The sequence below is a fragment of the Streptomyces sp. NPDC014882 genome (assembly GCF_043081325.1).
Lineage (GTDB): Bacteria > Actinomycetota > Actinomycetes > Streptomycetales > Streptomycetaceae > Streptomyces.
This window is the reverse complement of sequence record NZ_JBIBWL010000001.1, coordinates 178,101-197,475: the sequence shown is the minus strand read 5'-3', so window position 1 is coordinate 197,475 and position 19,375 is coordinate 178,101. Positions and strand designations below refer to the sequence as shown.

22 protein-coding genes and 5 tRNA genes are annotated in these 19,375 nt (G+C 71.9%); 20 read left to right on the top strand and 7 right to left on the bottom strand.

All coding sequences use genetic code 11. The features are described 5' to 3' along the window. Window positions 1-87 precede the first annotated feature (87 nt). The 9 genes from ACF09K_RS00850 to ACF09K_RS00810 all read left to right on the top strand — a co-directional run bounded on the left by ACF09K_RS00850 (window position 88) and on the right by ACF09K_RS00810 (window position 4,237). Window positions 88-273 carry a hypothetical protein gene (locus tag ACF09K_RS00850; protein WP_392240339.1) on the top strand — a complete coding sequence of 62 codons (186 nt, stop codon included), beginning with the start codon at window positions 88-90 and terminating at the stop codon, window positions 271-273. Between the two features lie 131 nt (window positions 274-404). Beyond that, on the top strand, window positions 405-1,181 hold the full coding sequence (locus ACF09K_RS00845; RefSeq protein WP_392240338.1) for a fumarylacetoacetate hydrolase family protein: 777 nt from the start codon (window positions 405-407) through the stop codon (window positions 1,179-1,181). Next, window positions 1,174-2,658 carry a glutamate--tRNA ligase gene (gene gltX, locus ACF09K_RS00840; protein WP_392240337.1) on the top strand — a complete coding sequence of 495 codons (1,485 nt, stop codon included), beginning with the start codon at window positions 1,174-1,176 and terminating at the stop codon, window positions 2,656-2,658. Before ACF09K_RS00845 ends, gltX begins: the two co-directional genes overlap by 8 nt. 227 nt (window positions 2,659-2,885) lie before the next feature. After that, on the top strand, window positions 2,886-3,617 hold the full coding sequence (locus ACF09K_RS00835) for an HAD family hydrolase (RefSeq protein WP_392240336.1): 732 nt from the start codon (window positions 2,886-2,888) through the stop codon (window positions 3,615-3,617). Window positions 3,618-3,708: 91 nt separating this feature from the next. Continuing rightward, window positions 3,709-3,780 (top strand) — tRNA-Gln (locus tag ACF09K_RS00830). Window positions 3,781-3,836: 56 nt separating this feature from the next. After that, window positions 3,837-3,909, top strand: a tRNA-Glu gene (locus ACF09K_RS00825). 62 nt (window positions 3,910-3,971) lie between these two features. Continuing rightward, window positions 3,972-4,044: transfer RNA gene (locus ACF09K_RS00820), tRNA-Glu, on the top strand. A 20-nt stretch (window positions 4,045-4,064) separates the two neighbouring features. Next, a tRNA-Gln gene (locus ACF09K_RS00815) sits at window positions 4,065-4,136 on the top strand. A 28-nt stretch (window positions 4,137-4,164) separates the two neighbouring features. Then, a tRNA-Glu gene (locus ACF09K_RS00810) sits at window positions 4,165-4,237 on the top strand. Between the two features lie 96 nt (window positions 4,238-4,333). On the opposite strand, the gene ACF09K_RS00805 is transcribed toward ACF09K_RS00810, so the two are convergent. Beyond that, window positions 4,334-4,978, bottom strand: a complete 645-nt coding sequence (locus tag ACF09K_RS00805) for a MerR family transcriptional regulator (RefSeq protein ID WP_392240335.1) — start codon at window positions 4,976-4,978, stop codon at window positions 4,334-4,336. 80 nt (window positions 4,979-5,058) lie between these two features. Between ACF09K_RS00805 and ACF09K_RS00800 the strand changes: the two genes are divergently transcribed. Beyond that, window positions 5,059-5,580, top strand: coding sequence for a DUF4188 domain-containing protein (locus ACF09K_RS00800; RefSeq protein ID WP_392240334.1), 522 nt, complete (start codon window positions 5,059-5,061; stop codon window positions 5,578-5,580). Between the two features lie 119 nt (window positions 5,581-5,699). On the opposite strand, the gene ndgR is transcribed toward ACF09K_RS00800, so the two are convergent. Continuing rightward, window positions 5,700-6,416 (bottom strand): IclR family transcriptional regulator NdgR, encoded by a 717-nt coding sequence (gene ndgR, locus ACF09K_RS00795; RefSeq protein ID WP_081219617.1) that lies wholly within the window; start codon window positions 6,414-6,416, stop codon window positions 5,700-5,702. Window positions 6,417-6,623: 207 nt separating this feature from the next. On the opposite strand from ndgR, the gene leuC reads away from it, so the two are divergent. From leuC to ACF09K_RS00775, 4 genes are all read left to right on the top strand, one after another. Further along, on the top strand, window positions 6,624-8,054 hold the full coding sequence (leuC, locus tag ACF09K_RS00790; protein WP_392240333.1) for a 3-isopropylmalate dehydratase large subunit: 1,431 nt from the start codon (window positions 6,624-6,626) through the stop codon (window positions 8,052-8,054). A gap of 6 nt (window positions 8,055-8,060) precedes the next feature. Beyond that, window positions 8,061-8,654: a 3-isopropylmalate dehydratase small subunit gene (leuD, locus tag ACF09K_RS00785; RefSeq protein WP_392240332.1), complete on the top strand. Its 594-nt coding sequence runs from the start codon at window positions 8,061-8,063 to the stop codon at window positions 8,652-8,654. A 271-nt stretch (window positions 8,655-8,925) separates the two neighbouring features. Next, window positions 8,926-9,156 (top strand): hypothetical protein, encoded by a 231-nt coding sequence (locus ACF09K_RS00780; RefSeq protein WP_392240331.1) that lies wholly within the window; start codon window positions 8,926-8,928, stop codon window positions 9,154-9,156. A 137-nt stretch (window positions 9,157-9,293) separates the two neighbouring features. Then, entirely contained in the window at window positions 9,294-9,953 is a 660-nt protein-coding gene (locus tag ACF09K_RS00775; protein WP_392240330.1) for an HU family DNA-binding protein, read from the top strand. Window positions 9,954-10,089: 136 nt separating this feature from the next. On the opposite strand, the gene ACF09K_RS00770 is transcribed toward ACF09K_RS00775, so the two are convergent. Then, window positions 10,090-10,293: a hypothetical protein gene (locus ACF09K_RS00770; protein WP_392240329.1), complete on the bottom strand. Its 204-nt coding sequence runs from the start codon at window positions 10,291-10,293 to the stop codon at window positions 10,090-10,092. 10 nt (window positions 10,294-10,303) lie between these two features. Beyond that, complete coding sequence (gene cofC / locus ACF09K_RS00765) at window positions 10,304-10,942, bottom strand: 2-phospho-L-lactate guanylyltransferase (RefSeq protein ID WP_392240328.1); 639 nt, start codon at window positions 10,940-10,942, stop codon at window positions 10,304-10,306. Between the two features lie 171 nt (window positions 10,943-11,113). On the opposite strand from cofC, the gene ACF09K_RS00760 reads away from it, so the two are divergent. The 3 genes from ACF09K_RS00760 to ACF09K_RS00750 are packed head-to-tail and all read left to right on the top strand — an operon-like array spanning window position 11,114 to window position 14,129. Beyond that, window positions 11,114-11,905 carry a lysophospholipid acyltransferase family protein gene (locus ACF09K_RS00760; RefSeq protein ID WP_392240327.1) on the top strand — a complete coding sequence of 264 codons (792 nt, stop codon included), beginning with the start codon at window positions 11,114-11,116 and terminating at the stop codon, window positions 11,903-11,905. After that, entirely contained in the window at window positions 11,902-12,912 is a 1,011-nt protein-coding gene (locus ACF09K_RS00755; RefSeq protein WP_392240326.1) for an NAD(P)H-dependent glycerol-3-phosphate dehydrogenase, read from the top strand. The genes ACF09K_RS00760 and ACF09K_RS00755 overlap by 4 nt, the downstream gene beginning before the upstream one ends. Window positions 12,913-12,971: 59 nt before the next feature. Beyond that, window positions 12,972-14,129, top strand: coding sequence for a D-alanine--D-alanine ligase family protein (locus ACF09K_RS00750; RefSeq protein ID WP_392240325.1), 1,158 nt, complete (start codon window positions 12,972-12,974; stop codon window positions 14,127-14,129). A 96-nt stretch (window positions 14,130-14,225) separates the two neighbouring features. Here the strand turns inward: ACF09K_RS00750 and ACF09K_RS00745 are convergent, their stop codons facing one another. Both ACF09K_RS00745 and ACF09K_RS00740 read right to left on the bottom strand, forming a co-directional pair. After that, window positions 14,226-14,723 carry a DUF3515 domain-containing protein gene (locus tag ACF09K_RS00745; protein ID WP_392240324.1) on the bottom strand — a complete coding sequence of 166 codons (498 nt, stop codon included), beginning with the start codon at window positions 14,721-14,723 and terminating at the stop codon, window positions 14,226-14,228. A gap of 20 nt (window positions 14,724-14,743) precedes the next feature. After that, window positions 14,744-14,977, bottom strand: coding sequence for an Lrp/AsnC family transcriptional regulator (locus tag ACF09K_RS00740; RefSeq protein WP_392240323.1), 234 nt, complete (start codon window positions 14,975-14,977; stop codon window positions 14,744-14,746). 206 nt (window positions 14,978-15,183) lie between these two features. Here ACF09K_RS00740 and ACF09K_RS00735 point away from each other — a divergent pair, with 206 nt between their 5' ends. After that, complete coding sequence (locus tag ACF09K_RS00735; RefSeq protein ID WP_392240322.1) at window positions 15,184-16,149, top strand: thiamine-phosphate kinase; 966 nt, start codon at window positions 15,184-15,186, stop codon at window positions 16,147-16,149. Continuing rightward, window positions 16,146-16,967: a bifunctional hydroxymethylpyrimidine kinase/phosphomethylpyrimidine kinase gene (thiD, locus tag ACF09K_RS00730; protein WP_392240321.1), complete on the top strand. Its 822-nt coding sequence runs from the start codon at window positions 16,146-16,148 to the stop codon at window positions 16,965-16,967. Before ACF09K_RS00735 ends, thiD begins: the two co-directional genes overlap by 4 nt. A 217-nt stretch (window positions 16,968-17,184) precedes the next feature. On the opposite strand, the gene rpmB is transcribed toward thiD, so the two are convergent. Next, window positions 17,185-17,370 (bottom strand): 50S ribosomal protein L28, encoded by a 186-nt coding sequence (rpmB, locus tag ACF09K_RS00725; RefSeq protein WP_004924906.1) that lies wholly within the window; start codon window positions 17,368-17,370, stop codon window positions 17,185-17,187. Between the two features lie 255 nt (window positions 17,371-17,625). Between rpmB and ACF09K_RS00720 the strand changes: the two genes are divergently transcribed. Further along, the gene (locus tag ACF09K_RS00720) at window positions 17,626-19,347 is read left to right on the top strand and encodes a DAK2 domain-containing protein (protein ID WP_392240320.1); all 1,722 of its coding nucleotides are present in this window, start codon (window positions 17,626-17,628) and stop codon (window positions 19,345-19,347) included. Window positions 19,348-19,375 lie beyond the last annotated feature (28 nt).

The following is a 19,375-nucleotide window of genomic DNA, read 5'->3' as shown; positions in this document are numbered from 1 at the left end:
TACCGACATGGCAAAACCGACAAGACGCGCTCACGGGGGCTCCCGCGGCCGCCCGGCGCGCCCGACAGGACAGGGTTCACCACCACAGTGAAGACGACGACGATGTTCCACAAGATCGCCAACCCGCGGCGCACGACGCTGGCGCACCTCAAGGCCGCCGACGAACTGCAGCTCCCGGAGCAGCAGGAGCACTCCGTCGACCTTCCGGCCCAGACCGCCAACCCCAGGCGCACCGTCCTCGTCGACGTCCCCGCGGCCCCCTCCGCCGGATAAGTACGCGCAGCCGCCGCCGCATGTTCAAGGCGGCGGCCCCGAATGTCAAGGGCGTCCCCGGCCGGGGACGCCCTTCCGCGTTAGCCTGGAGCGTCAGACTCCAGCCAGCTCACCAAGGGGCCAACCAACCCGTGCGCATCGCCAGGTTCTCCATCGACGGGAACGTCGCCTTCGGCGCGGTCGAGGGCGACAAGCCGGACGAGCTCGTCCTCGACATCATCAAGGGCATCCCGTTCACGGAACACGAGCTCTCCGGCACGAAGGTGCCGCTGAGCAAGGTCCGGCTCCTGCCGCCCGTGCTTCCCAGCAAGGTCGTGGCCTTCGGCCGCAACTACGCCGAGCACGCACGCGAACTCGGCAACGAGGTGCCCGACGCCCCGTTCGCCTTCTTCAAGCCGTCCACCTCCGTGGTCGGACCCGGGGACGACATCCGGTACCCGTCCTTCTCCGAGGACCTCCACCACGAGGCGGAACTGGCCGTGGTCATCGGCCGGATGTGCCGCGAGGTGCCGCGGGAGCGCGTCAAGGACGTGATCTTCGGCTACACCTGCGCCAACGACATCACGGCGCGCGACGTCCAGAAGCGCGAGAAGCAGTGGGCCAGGGCCAAGGGCTTCGACTCCGCCTGCCCGCTCGGCCCCTGGGTGGAGACCGACCTGGACCCGAACGACCTCACCGTCCAGCTGACGGTCAACGGGCAGCAGCGGCAGCTGGGCCGCACCAGCGAGATGATCCACTCGATCGAGGATCTGATCGTCAACATCACCGAGGCCATGACGCTGCTCCCCGGCGACGTGATCCTCACGGGCACCCCGGCAGGGGTCGGCCCGCTCGCTGTCGGCGACGAGGTCTCCGTCAGCATCGAAGGCATCGGCACTCTCACCAACAAGGTTGTCAAGCGTGGCTAGCGCACCCGGCTCCCCCGTACGCGTCCGTTTCTGTCCGTCGCCCACCGGTAACCCCCACGTGGGCCTGGTCCGCACCGCCCTGTTCAACTGGGCGTTCGCCAAGCACCACCAGGGCACCCTGGTCTTCCGCATCGAGGACACCGACGCGGCCCGCGACTCCGAGGAGTCCTACGAGCAGCTCCTGGACTCGCTGCGCTGGCTCGGCTTCGACTGGGACGAGGGTCCCGAGATCGGCGGCCCGCACGCGCCGTACCGCCAGTCGCAGCGGATGGACCTGTACAAGGACGTCGCCGACCGGCTCCTCGCCGCCGGCCACGCCTACCGCTGCTACTGCTCCCAGGAGGAGCTGGACACCCGCCGCGAGGCCGCCCGCGCCGCCGGCCGGCCCTCCGGCTACGACGGCCACTGCCGCGAGCTGACCGCCGCGCAGGTCGAGGAGTACCAGGCGCAGGGCCGCATCCCGATCGTCCGCTTCCGGATGCCCGACGAGGCGATCACCTTCACGGACCTGGTCCGCGGCGAGCTGACCTTCACCCCGGAGAACGTCCCGGACTACGGCATCGTCCGCGCCAACGGCGCCCCGCTCTACACGCTGGTCAACCCGGTCGACGACGCCCTCATGGAGATCACCCACGTCCTGCGCGGCGAGGACCTGCTCTCCTCCACCCCCCGCCAGATCGCCCTGTACAAGGCGCTGATCGAGCTGGGCGTCGCCAAGGAGATCCCCGCCTTCGGCCACCTGCCGTACGTGATGGGCGAGGGCAACAAGAAGCTCTCCAAGCGCGACCCGGAGTCGTCGCTCAACCTCTACCGGGAGCGCGGCTTCCTCCCCGAGGGCCTGCTCAACTACCTCTCGCTGCTCGGCTGGTCCCTCTCGGCCGACCAGGACATCTTCACGATGGACGAGATGGTCGCGGCCTTCGACATCGGCGACGTCAACCCCAACCCGGCGCGCTTCGACCTGAAGAAGTGCGAGGCGATCAACGCCGACCACATCCGCCTGCTGGGGGTGGAGGACTTCACCGAGCGCTGCCGTCCGTGGCTGGGGGCCCCGTTCGCCCCCTGGGCGCCGGAGGACTTCGACGAGACGAAGTGGCAGGCCATCGCGCCGCACGCGCAGACCCGCCTCAAGGTCCTCTCCGAGATCACCGACAACGTCGACTTCCTCTTCCTCGCCGAGCCGGCCGTCGACGAGGCGAGCTGGACGAAGGCGATGAAGGAGGGCTCGGACGCCCTCCTCGCCACGGCCCGCGAGAAGCTGGACGCGGCCGACTGGACCAGCCCGGAGTCGCTCAAGGAGGCCGTCCTGGCCGCCGGCGAGGCCCACGGCCTCAAGCTCGGCAAGGCCCAGGCGCCGGTCCGCGTCGCCGTCACCGGCCGCACGGTCGGCCTGCCCCTCTTCGAGTCCCTGGAGGTCCTGGGCAAGGAGAAGTCGCTGGCCCGCATCGACGCGGCCCTGGCCAGGCTCACCGCCTGACCCGTCCCACCCCCGTGAGGTGCGGCACCCCGTTCGGGTGCCGCACCTTCCTCGTTCCACCGGCCCACCGGCCCACCGGCCCACCGGACACGCGCCCCGCCCGCGCGTCACCGTCGGTGTCACGGCGGTCACGCGGTCGTCCGGGACGTCGACGGCACCCTCTTCGACGCTGCTCACATCGGGGGACGGCCCCCGGACCCCCGGCCGGTCCGGGTACCGTCGGTGTCATGGCGATCACAGCCGTCGTCTGGGACGTCGACGACACCCTCTTCGACTACACGACCGCCGACCGCGAGGGGATGCGGGGCCACCTCGCGGCGGAGGGCCTCCTCGACCGGTACGGCACCGCAGAGCGGGCCCTGGAGCGGTGGCGGGAGGTGACCCACCAGCAGTGGGCGCGCTTCTCCGCCGGCGGCCTCACCTTCGAGGAGCAGCGCCGCGACCGGGTCCGCGCCTTCCTGGAACGGGAGATGGACGACACCGAGGCCGACGCCTGGTTCCGGCGCTACCTCGTGCACTACGAGACCGCCTGGGCCCTCTTCCCGGACGTCCTGCCCGTCCTGGACGCCCTCGCCACCAGCCACCGGCACGCGGTGCTCTCCAACTCCAGCATCCACGTCCAGGACCGCAAGCTGCGTGTCCTCGGCGTCCACGACCGCTTCGAGTCCATCCTGTGCGCGGCCGAGCTGGGCGTCTCCAAGCCGCAGGCCGAGGCCTTCCTCGCGGCCTGCGAGGCCCTGGACCTGCCCCCGCACGAGGTGGCGTACGTCGGCGACCATCCGGAGATCGACGGCCGGGGCGCGGCGGACGCCGGCCTGCTCTCGGTGTGGATCGACCGCTTCGGCGGCACGGCCGCCGTCGACCTCCCGTCGGGGCGCCACCGGATCGCCACCCTCGCCGAACTGCCCGCCCTCCTCGGCGCCGATACCCGTTTTGGAGCGCAGTCCACCTTCGGGTAATGTTCTTCCTGCGCCGCCGGGGAGCGGGCCGAAAGGCCGGGACCCGGGGGAGCGAACTAGAACAAGATCCCCTCCGGGGCTTGAGTTCCAGTGGCCTATGGTGTAATTGGCAGCACGACTGATTCTGGTTCAGTTAGTCTTGGTTCGAGTCCAGGTAGGCCAGCTCGCAGATGTTGTGAAATCCAGCACGGTATCTGCATCGCGGATGACATCCGCAAAGCCCCCGTTGTGTAGCGGCCTAGCACGCTGCCCTCTCAAGGCAGTAGCGCCGGTTCGAATCCGGTCGGGGGTACAGATCCTTCCCGCGGTGACAGTCCGGGTCGCACCCGTTGTCGTCGATGCAGGATCGCTAGGGCCCCCGTTGTGTAGCGGCCTAGCACGCCGCCCTCTCAAGGCGGTAGCGCCGGTTCGAATCCGGTCGGGGGTACTGTCTGGTCTAAACCACTTTGGTCTATGGTGTAATTGGCAGCACGACTGATTCTGGTTCAGTTAGTCTTGGTTCGAGTCCAGGTAGACCAGCTCGGACCTGCGGAAACGCAGTGTCCAGGCCCCCGTTGTGTAGCGGCCTAGCACGCCGCCCTCTCAAGGCGGTAGCGCCGGTTCGAATCCGGTCGGGGGTACGCATCAGGGAAGGCCCTCCACTTCGGTGGAGGGCCTTCGCCGTTTCCCGGCACCGGCACCGGCACCCACCGTCATCGGCTCGGGCTCGGCACGGCTCACTCGAATCCGTACCGCCTGGCCGACTCCTCCTCCTGGGCCAGCCGGTGCAGGGACTGGAGCATCGGCTCGACCAGGATCGCGCTCAGCACGGCCGCCTCGACCCGCTCCGCCTCCGACTCCCGCGTCTCCACGAAATCGAGGTCGAGGACGGCTGCCCGGTGCATCAACCGGGCGTAGGGGACGAGGAGTTCGGCGTCCCAGTCGTAGCCGAGCCGCCGCATCGCGGCCACCGCCACCACCAGTGAGCGGTAGGCGGGCGAGATGCTGGTGAGTAGTTCGGCGTTCTGCCAGCCCAGGGCCCGCAGGAGTTCGCCCGCCTCGCGGTGGGCGGCCTGGAGGTGTTCGTCGTCGGCGTCCGGCTCGGGCACCTGGGGGAGGGCCCACAGGGCCGCGCCGAGGCGGATCGTGCGGCCCAGGGAGTCGTCGTCGACATGCCCGAGGACCTCGCGGACCGTGGCCACCGGCACCCCGCCCACCTGGATCATCGCCCGCACCAGCCGCAGTCGCCGCAGGTGCTCCCCGTCGTACTCGGAGGTCGTCGCGTTGACCTGACGGCCGGGCCGCAGCAGGCCCTCGCGCAGGTAGTACTTGATCGTCGCGGTGGACACCCCGCTGCGTTCGCTCAGCTCGGCCAGTCGCATCCCTTGCGGCCCTCCTTGGTCAGCGGCACTATCCAAGCAGGACAACTTGGAGAGCGTCGCTAGCCAACGAGGGGGAGCACATGTCCGCGAAGCCCACCGCCGGCCGCACCGCAGCTGCCGGCCGCACCACCGCCGACGCCCGCGGTGACGTCGTCGTCCTGCTCATCGGGATGCGCGTCAACCACTTCCGGGCCGTGCACCAGTGGATCCCGGTCATGCTGGCGATGTTCCGCATGCTGGCCGAACTGAAGAAGGACCCGGCCCGCGGGCTGCTCTCCCGCGTGCTGCTGACGGCCTCGCCGCGGACGTACTACGTCGTCCAGTACTGGGAGTCGGCGGAGAAGCTGTACGCCTACGCGAGCGCGCCCGACGCCTTCCACCGCGAGGTGTGGGCCCGGGTCAACCGCATGGAGCGGGGCGGGAAGGCGCGCGGACACGTGGGGATCTGGCACGAGGCGTACGTCGTGCCGGAGGGGCGGTACGAGGCGATCTACGGCGACATGCCGGCGTTCGGGCTCGCGGCGGCGCACGGCCAGGTGCCGCTGGCGGAGCGGGGACGGACCGGGAAGGACCGGCTCGCCTGGCGCGCCCCGGCGGCGTAGGGGTTCCGGGAGCCGAGCGTGCCGCGGCGTTGAGGCCCGCTCGGTTCCCTGTCTTCCTGCTTCCCTGTCCTGCGGCTTCCGGCTTCCGGATTCCGGCTCTCGGCTTCCGGTTTCCCGCGTCAGCCGGTGCGGCGCAGCGCCTCCGACAGGCGGCCCGCCGCGTCGATGACCGCCTGGGCGTGCATCCGGCCCGGGTGGCGGCTCAGGCGCTCGATGGGGCCGGACACCGAGACGGCGGCCACCACCCGGTTGGACGGCCCGCGCACCGGCGCGGAGACGGACGCGACGCCCGGCTCCCGCTCGCCGATCGACTGGGCCCAGCCCCGGCGCCGTACGCCCGACAGGGCCGTCGCCGTGAAGCGGGCGCCCTGGAGGCCGCGGTGGAGGCGCTCGGGCTCCTCCCAGGCCATCAGGATCTGTGCCGAGGACCCGGCCTTCATCGTGAGCGTCGAGCCGACCGGGACCGTGTCCCGCAGGCCGGACAGGCGCTCCGCCGCGGCGACGCAGATGCGCATGTCGCCCTGGCGGCGGTAGAGCTGGGCGCTCTCGCCCGTGATGTCACGCAGGTGGGTGAGCACCGGGCCGGCGGTCGCGAGCAGGCGGTCCTCGCCCGCGGCCGCGGCCAGTTCGGCCAGGCGCGGGCCGAGGATGAAACGGCCCTGCATGTCCCGCGCCACCATACGGTGGTGTTCCAGGGCCACGGCCAGACGGTGGGCCGTGGGTCGTGCGAGTCCGGTGGCAGCGACCAAGCCTGCGAGGGTGGCCGGACCGGACTCCAGGGCGCTCAGGACGAGGGCTGCCTTGTCCAGAACGCCGACGCCGCTACTGTTGTCCATGAAACGATATTCCCGTCTCACTCTGTGAAACGCAAGTTCAATTTTCCGTGAGACGCGCGACCCTTGGACACACAGCGGCCCGAGGACCAACGGGCCAGGCGGCGGGCGCCCGGGAAGCAGGGGCGGCCGGTCAGCCGGAGGGGCGCTTCGTCGCCTCCACAAGATCTCTAGTTGGGCCGGCGCGGCTTGCCGGTCGGAGGGAAAGCGATGGGTAGGACACTCGCGGAGAAGGTCTGGGACGACCACGTCGTCCGGCGCGCCGAGGGCGAGCCCGACCTCCTCTTCATCGATCTGCACCTGCTGCACGAGGTGACCAGCCCGCAGGCCTTCGACGGCCTCCGCAAGAGCGGCCGGCAGGTGCGCCGCCTCGACCTCACCATCGCCACCGAGGACCACAACACCCCGACCCTCGACATCGACAAGCCGATCGCGGACCCGGTCTCGCGCGTCCAGCTCGAGACGCTGCGCAAGAACTGCGCCGAGTTCGGCGTGCGGCTGCACCCGCTCGGCGACGTCGAGCAGGGCGTCGTGCACGTCGTCGGCCCGCAGCTCGGACTGACCCAGCCCGGCATGACCGTCGTCTGCGGCGACTCGCACACCTCCACCCACGGCGCCTTCGGCGGCCTGGCCTTCGGCATCGGCACCTCGCAGGTCGAGCACGTGCTGGCCACCCAGACGCTGCCGATGGCCCGCCCGAAGACCATGGCGATCACCGTCGACGGCGAACTGCCCGACGGCGTCACCGCCAAGGACCTGATCCTGGCGATCATCGCGAGGATCGGCACCGGCGGCGGCCAGGGCTACGTCCTGGAGTACCGCGGCTCCGCCATCGAGAAGCTCTCGATGGAGGCCCGGATGACCATCTGCAACATGTCGATCGAGGCCGGCGCCCGCGCGGGCATGATCGCCCCCGACGAGACCACGTTCGCGTACCTCAAGGGCCGCCCGCACGCCCCGGAGGGCGAGGACTGGGACGCCGCCGTCGCGTACTGGAAGACGCTGAGGACGGACGAGGACGCCGCGTTCGACGCCGAGGTCGTCATCAAGGCCGACGAGCTGTCGCCGTTCGTCACCTGGGGCACCAACCCCGGCCAGGGCGCGCCGCTTTCGGCCGCGGTCCCCGACCCCGCCTCGTACGAGGACGCCTCGGAGCGCCTCGCCGCCGAGAAGGCCCTGGAGTACATGGGGCTGGAGGCCGGGCAGCCGCTGCGCTCCATCAAGGTGGACACCGTTTTCGTGGGTTCCTGCACCAACGGACGGATCGAGGACCTGCGCGCCGCCGCCGAGATCGTCCGGAGCCGCAAAGTCGCCGACGGCGTACGGATGCTGGTCGTCCCCGGCTCCGCGCGGGTCGGCCTCCAGGCCGTCTCCGAGGGCCTGGACGTCGTCTTCAAGGAGGCCGGCGCCGAATGGCGGCACGCGGGCTGCTCGATGTGCCTGGGCATGAACCCCGACCAGCTGGCCCCGGGCGAGCGCTCCGCGTCCACCTCCAACCGCAACTTCGAGGGCAGGCAGGGCAAGGGCGGACGCACGCACCTGGTGTCGCCCCAGGTCGCAGCCGCCACGGCCGTCCTGGGCCACCTGGCCTCCCCGGCCGACCTGTCCGACGCCGAGACCCGTACGCCCGCTGGAGTCTGATCAGCCATGGAAGCATTCACCACGCACACCGGCCGGGCCGTCCCGCTGCGCCGCTCCAACGTCGACACCGACCAGATCATCCCCGCCCACTGGCTCAAGAAGGTCACGCGGGACGGATTCGAGGACGGGCTGTTCGAGGCCTGGCGCAAGGACGGGTCCTTCGTCCTCAACCAGCCCGAGCGCGAGGGCGCGACCGTCCTGGTCGCCGGCCCCGACTTCGGCACCGGCTCCTCCCGCGAACACGCCGTCTGGGCGCTCCAGAACTACGGCTTCAAGGCCGTGATCTCCTCCCGCTTCGCCGACATCTTCCGCGGCAACTCGCTGAAGAACGGCCTGCTCACGGTCCTCCTGGAGCAGAAGACCGTGGACGCGCTGTGGGAGCTGACCGAGCAGGACCCCACGGTCGAGATCACGGTCGACCTCGAGCGGCGCGAAGTGCGGGCCGAAGGCATCACCGCCCCCTTCGAACTCGACGAGAACGCCCGCTGGCGGCTGCTGAACGGGCTGGACGACATCTCGATCACGCTCCAGAACGAGGCCGACATCGCCGCCTACGAGGCCAAGCGGCCGTCGTACAAGCCGAGGACGCTCCAGGTCTGACCGCCGGCCGGGACGACCGGCCCTGGTCGAATTCCGGCCACCCCGAACCCCCTCCGTACCCCCGATCGGCCCGATCGGGGGTACGGCCGTGTCTGCGTCCGTCCGCGCCCGCGGATCCGCGCCCCCGCCGACAACTTCCCACGTTAGAGGGGTGGTTGCCGGGGTAGGTGATCAACCGGGACGTGATCTGCCGAGGTGCCGGACGCGCCGCGCCGGGCGCCAGTTGCCCCCTGCGGGGGCGACAACTCGCCCCAGATGGCACAATCTGTGCATGGGACACGACGGCCAACTCGAGCTCTATACGGCGGTCGCGAACCAGCTCAAGGAAGCGCACGCAAGAGTGCGCGCACTGCAAGTCCCGGAGGGCGTACGGATGGCGCTGGCCCGGAAGCTGCTGGTCATTACGGCCGCGGCCAAACACGATCTCGCCGACGCGACAAGGCGGCTGGAGCGGTTCATGGCGGACCTCGACGCGGGACGCGTCCCGGAAGAGGAGCGTTGATCGTCTCCGGAGCAACCGAGTTCGTTGCGGCACAAGGGTGATTAGCCCGTTTCGTGTTTGATTTGCGGTATATATCTGCCTAACGTGCGAAAACGCTTGAACACTTTCGTTCTGGCAATGTCTCCGAAGGGGAAGACGTGAACAAGGCGCAGCTCGTAGAAGCGATTGCCGACAAGCTCGGCGGTCGCCAGCAGGCCGCCGACGCGGTCGACGCGGTCCTGGACGCCATCGTCCGCGCGACCGTCGCGGGGGACAGGGTCTCGGTCACCGGCTTCGGTTCGTTCGAGAAGGTCGACCGTCCGGCCCGCTACGCCCGCAACCCCCAGACGGGCGAGCGGGTTCGGGTCAAGAAGACGTCCGTGCCGCGATTCCGCGCGGGCCAGGGCTTCAAGGACCTGGTCAGCGGTTCGAAGAAGCTCCCGCGCGGCGGCGAGGTCGCCGTCAAGAAGGCCCCCAAGGGCAGCCTGACCGGCGGCGCCACCGCCACGGTCAAGAAGGCCGCCGCGAAGAAGGCCGCCCCGGCGAAGAGGGCGACGGCCGCCGCGAAGAAGGCCGCCCCGGCGAAGAAGACGACGGCCGCCGCGAAGAAGGCCACGGGCGCCGCGAAGAAGACGACCGCGAAGAAGTCGACCGCCAAGACGACGACGGCGGCCGCCAAGAAGACCACCGCGAAGACGGCCACGGCCCAGAAGAGCACCGCCAAGAAGGCTCCGGCGAAGAAGGTGACGGCCAAGAAGGCCCCCGCCAAGAAGTCGAGCGCCCGCAAGACCGCCGCCAAGAAGACCACTGCTCGCTGAGGCGCACGCGTTCACGGCACTCACGCGCCGGGCCGGACTCCCCACGGAGTCCGGCCCGCGGCGTTTTCCGCCGCGGTTCCCTGGACCCTGCCGGGCCGGAAGCCCGGAAGCCCGGAAGCCCGGAAGGCCTGGAGGATCAGAAGGTCTGGAGGGTGATCAGGGTGATGCGCCGGGAGTCCCCGTCGCCCTCGGTCTCGATCCGCACGCGCTGCCCGGGGCGCAGCAGCCTCAGCCCGCCCGCGTCGAACGCCGGCGCGTCGAAGGGCACCGGGGTGCCGTCGTCCAGCAGCACCTGTCCGCTGCGGGTGCCGGGATCGTAGGTGTATGCGGTGGCCTGCATGACCGGCAGCCTACTGCCCCGGAATCAGCAGGCGCGCGGCCGCGGCGGCCGTTCGAGGGCCCACCCCCAGCGCCAGCGCCGCCCGCAGGTCCTCGCCGGTGTCCACGTCCTGGCGTACGGAATCCACCGCCGTCGGCCGGAGTTCCACGGCGCCCGACGCGCGGTGACGGGCGCGGGAATCGGCGCCGAAAGCGGGGAGCAATTCACGGCCGGCGGCCACCGCGAGAAGAGTGGTGCCGATTGCGGCCGCATCGGGGAGAAAAGCACGGGGGAATTCCGCGGCGGCGTCCAGGACGCGGGTCAATTCCGCCGGACGCAGTGCCGGAAGATCGGCGTTGAGAGCGGCCACCGCGCCGTCGGGCCGCCTCGCGCGCACGTCGGCCGCCCCGTGCGCCAGCGCGGCGTTCAGCCCCGCGCGGGGCTCGTCGGCGACGACGCGCGCGCCGAGCGCCGCGAGTTCGCGTCCGGCCAGTACGTCGTCCGTGACCACTGCCACATCGCGCACCGCGGCACAGGCCAGCGCGGCCGTCACGGTGTCCACGGCGAAGGCCAGGGCCAGGCCCGGACGCAGGGCGTCGCCGGCGGTGTCCGCGAGCCTGCTCTTGGCCAGCGCCAAGGGCTTCAGGGGGATGACCAAGCTCCACTGCACCGGCGTACCGTCCCTCTCTCGTCGCGGACATTGTCCCCCGGCTCTTCCGGCACCCCCTCGATCGGGGCGTACGGTGTTCTCGACAGACGGACGGCACGGGGCGACACTTGTCCGGCCCCCGGCCCGGAAGACGTCAGGGAAGTCAGGGAAGTCCTAGAGGAAGGTGTCCGTGTGCCCCGCCGCAGAATCGGCTTCTGGTACCGCTTCGCCGCGGTGCTCTGCAAACCGCCGCTGGTGATTCTGGTCAAGCGGGACTGGCGCGGAATGGAGCACATGCCGGCCGAGGGCGGCTTCATCACCGCGGTGAACCACAATTCGCACGTCGATCCCTTCGCCTACGCGCACTACCAGTACAACACCGGGCGCGTGCCGCGATTCCTGGCGAAGAGCGGGCTGTTCGGGAAGGGGTTCGTCGGCGCCGCGATGCGCGGCACCGGGCAGATCCCCGTCTACCGCGAGTCCACCGACGCGCTCAGCGCCTTCCGGGCCGCGATCGACGCCGTGGAGCGCGGCGAGTGCGTCGCCTTCTACCCCGAGGGCACCCTCACCCGTGACCCCGACGGCTGGCCGATGACCGCCAAGACCGGGGCCGCGCGCGTCGCCCTGCAGACCCGGTGCCCGGTCATCCCGGTCGCGCAGTGGGGCGTCAACGAACTGCTGCCGCCCTACGCCAGGAAGCCCGACCTCCTGCCGCGCAAGACCCACCACGTCCTGGCGGGCCCGCCCGTGGACCTCAGCCGCTTCTACGACCGGGAGATGACTCCCGAGCTGCTGAAGGAGGCCACGGAGGCCATCATGGCCGACGTCACCCGCCTGCTGGAGGAGATCCGCGGCGAGAAGGCGCCCGACAGGCCCTACGACCCGCGCCGGGAGCGGATCGAGCAGCGGCTCCGCACCCAGGCGCAGACCAGCCACGGCAGGTCCCAGGCGCGGACCGGTCACCAAGGGGAGAACAGCAAGTGAGCAAGCCCGTCAAGGCCGCCGTCTTCGGCACCGGTTCCTGGGGTACGGCCTTCGGCACGGTCCTCGCCGACGCGGGCTGCGAGGTGACGCTGTGGGCGCGCCGCGCCTCGCTCGCCGACACGGTCAACTCCACGCGCACCAACCCCGACTACCTCCCCGGCATCGAGCTCCCGGCGAACCTGCGCGCCACCGCGGACCCCGCCGAGGCCGCCCGCGACGCCGACTTCACCGTCCTCGCGATCCCCTCGCAGACCCTGCGCGCCAACCTCGCCGCCTGGCGCCCGCTGCTCGCCCCGGACACCGTCCTCGTCTCACTGATGAAGGGCGTCGAACTCGGTACGACCATGCGGATGAGCGAGGTGATCGAGGACGTCGCCGGGGTGGGCCGGGACCGGATCGCCGTGGTCACCGGGCCCAACCTCGCCAAGGAGATCGCCTCCCGCATGCCGGCCGCCGCCGTGGTCGCCTGCACCGACGAGGGCGTCGCCCGGCGGCTCCAGGCGGCCTGCCACACGCCGTACTTCCGCCCGTACACCAACACCGACGTCGTCGGCTGCGAGCTCGGCGGCGCCGTGAAGAACGTCATCGGCCTGGCCGTCGGCATCGCGGACGGCATGGGCCTCGGCGACAACGCCAAGGGCTCGCTCATCACCCGCGGACTCGCCGAGACCACCAGGCTGGGCCTGGCGATGGGCGCCGACCCGCTGACCTTCGCCGGGCTCGCGGGCCTCGGCGACCTGGTGGCGACCTGCTCCTCGCCGCTCTCCCGCAACCACACCTTCGGCACCAACCTCGGCAGGGGCATGACCCTCCAGGAGACCATCGCGGTCACCCGGCAGACCGCCGAGGGCGTCAAGTCCTGCGAGTCCGTGCTGGATCTGGCCCGCCGGCACGGCGTCGACATGCCCATCACGGAAACCGTCGTCGGGATCGTCCACGAGGGCAAGCCCCCGGTGGTCGCCCTCAAGGAGCTGATGTCGCGCAGCGCGAAGCCGGAACGACGCTGAGCGACCCCCCTGAGTCGACGCTGTGTCCGGGCCCTACCACCGGGTACTCTCATGCCGATATGAGCACCGAGAACCTTCCCCAGAGCCCTGAGCAGCCGTCTCGTAAGCCGCGTGTGGCCGTCGTGTTCGGCGGACGCAGCTCCGAGCACGGGATCTCCACGGTCACCGCAGGCGCCGTCCTCAAGGCCATCGACCGGACGAAGTACGAGGTCCTGCCGATCGGCATCACCCGGGAGGGCCGCTGGGTGCTCACCGCCGACGAGCCGGAGCGGATGGCGATCACCGAGCGCCGCACCCCCGGCGTCGGGGACCTGACCGACTCGCAGGAGGGCGCCGTGGTGCTCTCCGTCGACCCCGCCAACCGCGAAGTCGTCTACAGCGAGCCCGGATCGGTGCCCAAGGCCCTCGGCGACGTCGACGTCGTCTTCCCGGTCCTGCACGGCCCCTACGGTGAGGACGGCACCCTGCAGGGACTGCTGGAACTGTCCGGCGTGCCGTACGTGGGCTCGGGCGTGCTCGCCTCGGCCGTCGGCCAGGACAAGGAGTACATGAAGCGGGTGTTCACCTCCTTCGGGCTCAAGGTCGGCCCGTACGTGGTGGTCCGCCCGCGCGAGTGGGAGTCGGACGAGTCCGCCGCCCGCAAGAAGATCGTCGACTTCGCCGGCGAGCACGGCTGGCCGCTGTTCGTGAAGCCCGCGCGCGCGGGCTCCTCGATCGGCATCACCAAGGTCGACGACCTGTCCGGCCTGGACGAGGCGATCACCGAGGCCCAGCGCCACGACCCGAAGATCCTCGTCGAGGCGGCGCTGCGCGGCCGCGAGATCGAGTGCGGCGTCCTGGAGTTCGAGGACGGGCCGCGCGCCTCCGTGCCGGCCGAGATCCCGCCGCCGGACGCGCACGCGTACTACGACTTCGACGCCAAGTACATCGACTCCACCCCCGGGCTGGTGCCGGCCCCGCTGACGCCGGAGGAGACCGCCGAGGTCCAGCGGCTCGCGGTGGAGGCCTTCGAGGCCGCCTCCTGCGAGGGGCTGGTCCGGGCGGACTTCTTCCTCACCGAGGACGGCGAGTTCGTCATCAACGAGATCAACACGATGCCTGGCTTCACGCCGATCTCGATGTACCCGGCGATGTGGCAGGCGAGCGGCGTCTCCTACCCGGAGCTGATCGACCGCCTGGTGCGGGCCGCGCTCGGCCGCCGCACGGGACTGAGGTAGGCGCGGGCGGACCCGGGCGCGGAGACCGGAGCGGGCGCGGGCCCAGGCCCGGGCCCTCGCCCCTGCCGAAGCCGGCCACCGCAGGCCCCGTCGGTGTCAGGCGATCCCCTCGGGGATCGCCTTCTTCACGGCCGGGGCCAGGTCGATCAGCACCGACGAGCTGTCCGCGTCCCCCGGCACCGTCACCTCGACGTACGCGCGGCGATTGGCGCTGGTGAAGCGGTACCCACCGCCGTCCTGCTTCTCCATCAGCCAGTCGACGCCGTTCACCCCGCCGGCCACGGCGTCCGCGTCCTGGCCCTGGGCCACCTTCGGGTCCACCATCTTCGGCGGTTGTTCCACACCGCAGCGCAGTATGATCGCCGGGTTCCCCCAGCTCGCCGTCAGCGCGGAGGCGGGCTCGGGATCCCGGCGGCCCTGGCCGTCCACCTTCGACGGCAGCGCCTCGTCCAGGTTCCGGCACAGTTTCGCGGCCTCCGCCGCGGGACTGGGAACCGTCGCCGACGCGCTGTCGTCTGCCGATGAGCAGCCCACGGCGGCGCACAGCAGTACGAGGGCGGGCAGACCACTGAGCCGGTGACGGAAAAGGTTCACCGGCCAAGGGTAGACGGGGGCTACAGATGCACCACCGGGCAGGTCAGGGTGCGGGTGATCCCGTCCACCTGCTGCACCTTGGCGACCACCATGCGGCCGAGGTCGTCGACCGTGTCGGCCTGGGCCCGCACGATCACGTCGTAGGGGCCGGTGACGTCCTCGGCCTGGACGACGCCGGGGATCTTGCCGATCGTCTCGGCGACGGCCGAGGCCTTGCCGACCTCGGTCTGGATCAGGATGTACGCCTGTACCACGGAACCTCCAGGGCGGCCACGAGGATCATGTGGGGAAAAGGAACGCCACGGTATCGCGTCGCCGCTCGCCGCGGGGAGACCCGCGGGCCCTACGGCTCGCGCGCCGGGGTACGGGCACGGCAGAGGTTGACGGTCTCCTCGACCGTATCGGGGACACCGGTGGGGCGCGACCGGGCACGGACTGGGACAGAAGGAGAGCTGGGGCGATGAAGGGCACGGTTGGTGAGCTCGGGGAGTTCGGGCTCATCAGGGAGCTCACCTCCCGTCTCACCACCACGCCGGCGGTCCGGGTCGGACCCGGGGACGACGCCGCGGTGGTGGCCGCGCCCGACCGCCGGGTCGTGGCGAGCACCGACATCCTGCTGGAGGGCCGGCACTTCCGCCGCGACTGGTCCACGGCCTACGACGTCGGCCGCAAGGCCGCCGCCCAGAACCTCGCCGACATCGCCGCGATGGGGGCCGTGCCGACCGCGCTGCTCCTCGGCCTCGTCGTCCCCGGCGAACTCCCGGTCACCTGGCCCACCGAGCTGATGGACGGGCTGCGCGACGAGTGCCAGGTCGCCGGTGCCGCCGTGGTCGGCGGCGACGTCGTGCGCGGCGACACGATCATGGTGTCGATCACCGCCCTCGGTGATCTGCGCAACCAGGAGCCGATCACCCGCTCCGGCGCCCAGCCCGGCGACCTCGTCGCGGTGACGGGCTGGCTGGGCTGGTCCGCCGCCGGATACGCGGTCCTCTCCCGCGGGTTCCGCTCGCCCCGCGCCTTCGTCGAGGCCCACCGCCGCCCCGAGCCGCCGTACCACGCCGGTCCGGCGGCCGCCGCCCTCGGCGCGACCGCGATGTGCGACGTGAGCGACGGGCTGATCGCCGACCTGGGGCACATCGCGGAGGCCAGCAAGGTCCGCATCGACATCCGCTCCGGCGCGATCGACGTGCCCACCCAGATGAACGACATCGGACAGGCCGTGGGCGTCGACCCCATGCAGTGGGTGCTGACCGGTGGGGAGGACCACGCCATCGTGGCGACCTTCCCGCCGGACGTGAAGCTCCCGGCCCGCTGGAAGGTGATCGGCGAGGTCCTCAACCCTTCGGCCCTGCCCCAGGTGACGGTCGACGGGGCGCCCTGGACGAGCAAGGGCGGCTGGGACCACTTCGGGGACATGGAGTCGTGATCCCCCCGAGAGTGCTGACGGTGGCCGGCTCCGACTCCGGCGGGGGCGCGGGCGTCCAGGCCGACCTCAAGACGATGCTCGCGCTCGGCACGCACGGCATGAGCGTGATCACCGCGGTCACGGCGCAGAACTCCCTCGGCGTCCAGGGCGCCTGGGACCTGCCTGTGGCGGCGGTGCGCGCCCAGTACCGCAGCGTCGTCGACGACATCGGGGTCCAGGCCGTGAAGACCGGGATGCTCTCCTCCGCCGAACTCGTCGAAGAGGTCGCCGAGTTGATCGCCGGCACCGACGCCCCGGCCGTCGTCGACCCGGTCGGCGTCTCCAAGCACGGCGACGCGCTGCTGGCCGACTCGGCCCTCGAATCCGTCCGCACCAGGCTGCTTCCCGTCGCCACCGTCGCCACCCCCAATCTCGACGAGACGGCCCGGCTGACCGGCGTACGGGTCGAGTCGGAGCGCGGGCTCAGACAGGCCGCGGAGGCCGTCCTGGCGTACGGCCCGCGGTGGGTGCTGATCAAGGGCGGTCATCTGCCCGGCGACGCCGTCGACCTGCTCACCGACGGCTCGGAGGAGCACTGGCTGCGCGCGCCCCGGCTGGACAACCGGCACACGCACGGCACGGGCTGCACCCTCGCCTCGGCGATCGCGGCTCAGCTCGCCAAGGGGGAGACCGTGCCGCGGGCGGTGGCGACGGCCAAGGAGTACGTCACCGGGGCGATCGCCGCCGGGTTCGCCCTCGGCGGCGGGATCGGCCCCGTGGACCACGGCTGGCGGTTCGGGGGCCGGGGCACCGGTGAGGGGGACGGCCCCGCGCGGTGACGCGGACGCGCGCCCACGGCCCGCCGGGTGACGCGTGCGTACGGCCCGCCGAGGGTGACGCGGGGAACCGGTCCGCCGGAGCACGCGAAGGGACGGCCCCCGGAGCACGCGAAGAGCCGGCCCACCAGAGGTGGACCGGCTCTTTCAGCAACCAGCAGGGCCGCGCGCGACGGGGGTCCCCCCGCCTCGGGCGGAGCCGAGAGGTGGGGGATGTGCGTCAGCGCGAGACCTTGCCGGCCTTGATGCACGAGGTGCAAGCGTTCACGCGCTTCGGCGTCCCACCGACCACGGTACGCACGCGCTGGATGTTCGGGTTCCAGCGACGGGGCGTACGGCGGTGCGAGTGCGAGATGTTGTTGCCGAAGCCCGGCCCCTTGCCGCAGACGTCGCAGTTGGCAGCCACCGGTCACTCCAAAGACTTCAGATGCACTTACGGTTGATCCCGGCATGCCGGGATCAAGATCGTGGGATCAGAGATCTGAGTGGCGGTGCCAGGGGGATGGCCCGATGGGATCGGGCAACCGGAGCAGCATACAACGGCTGCGCCAGTACAACGAAACTACCATGGCTGCTCAGGGGCCCCGTCCTCGCCCGACGGCCGCCGGCACCCGTCCACGGTCTACGCTGCGTCCCAGTCCAGCAGCTCAGGGAGGCCCAGGTGCCGCAGGTGCCGCAGACATTCTTCGATGCTCTCGCGGTGCGCACCTGGTGTGGTCTCGCGCTCCGGGCCCTGGGACGCGCGCGTGAGGAGATCGACGCGATCAACGTGTACCCGGTCGCCGACGGGGACACCGGGACCAACCTGTACCTGACCGTGGAGTCGGCCGCGACCGCGGTCGAGGCGGTGTTCACCGGTCACGCGGCCGGTGCCGCCGCGCACGGCACCCCCTCCCTCGCCGACGCCGTGCGCGCGATGGCGCACGGAGCCCTCATCGGCGCGCGCGGGAACTCCGGGACGATCCTGGCGCAGCTGCTGCGCGGCATGGCCCAGGTGCTCGCCGCCGAGGGGGAGGGCCCGCACACCGACGCGGCGGGGCTGCGCCGGGCGCTGCGCCGCGCCGCCGACTCCGCCCGCCAGGCCGTGGCCCGCCCGGTCGAGGGCACGGTCCTGTCGGTCGCCGAGGCCGCCGCCGACGCGGCCGCGGAGGCCGAGGGCGACTGCGGCACGGTCGCGAAGGCGGCCCACCGGGGCGCGTGCACGGCGCTCGCCGCGACGCCGGGCCAGCTGGCCGTCCTGGAGCGTGCCGGAGTCGTGGACGCGGGCGGGCGCGGACTGGTGGCGGTGCTCGCGGCGCTGGTGGAGACGCTCACGGGGGAGACGGCGCCGGCCCCCGCCGGGGCCGGCGCGTCCGCGGCCGCCCAGGGGGGTGACCGCGCCGCGGGCCCGGAGGACCCGCGAGCCCCGGAGCCGCGGACGGGCGCGGAGTCCTGCCCGGACGACGGCGCCGGGAGCGACGGGCCCGCCTTCGAGGTGATCTACCTGCTGGAGGCCGAGGACGCCGCCGTCGCCCGGCTGCGGGAGCGGCTCGACGCGCTGGGGGACTCGCTCGTCGTGGTCGGCGGGGACGGGCTGTGGAACGTGCACGTGCACGTGGACGACGCCGGCGCGGCCGTGGAGGCGGGCGTCGAGGCCGGCCGGCCGTACCGGATCCGCGTCACGCACTTCGGCGCCGACGACGTCCACGCGCGCGGGGCGGGGCGTCCGCCCCGCGCGCGCGTCCAGCGGGCGGTGGTCGCCGTCGTGCCCGGCGAGGGCCTGGCCGGGCTGTACACGGACGCCGGCGCGACCACCGTCCTCGCGCGCCCCGGGGAGCCGCCCGCCAGCGGTGAGCTGGTCCAGGCCGTACGGCGGGCCCACGCGCGCGAGGTCGTCCTGCTGCCCAACGACGCCGATCTGCGCCACACCGCGGCCGCGGCCGCCGAGCAGGCCCGCGCGGAGGGCATCCGGGTGGCCCTCATCCCGACCCGCTCCGCGGTCCAGGGGATCGCCGCGCTCGCCGTGCACGAACCCGACCGCCGCTTCGACGAGGACGTCGTCGCGATGACCTCGGCGGCCGGCGCCACCCGTTACGCCGAGGTCGTCGTCGCCGAACGCCAGTCCTGGACCATGGCCGGCATCTGCCAGGCCGGCGACGTCCTCGGCCTCGTCGACGGCGACGTGGCCGTCATCGGCGCCGACGTCACCGTCATCGCCGAAACGGTCCTGGACCGCATGCTGGCGGCGGGCGGGGAACTCGTCACCCTCGTCCTCGGCGAGGAGGCTCCCGAAGGCGTCGCCGAACGACTGGAGGCGCGGGTGCGCGAGGCGTACCTCGCCGTCGACACGGTGGTGTACCGCGGGGGACGGCAGGGCGCACTGCTGCTGATCGGCGTGGAGTGAGGGACGCGGGGAGGCGGTGAGCGCCGCC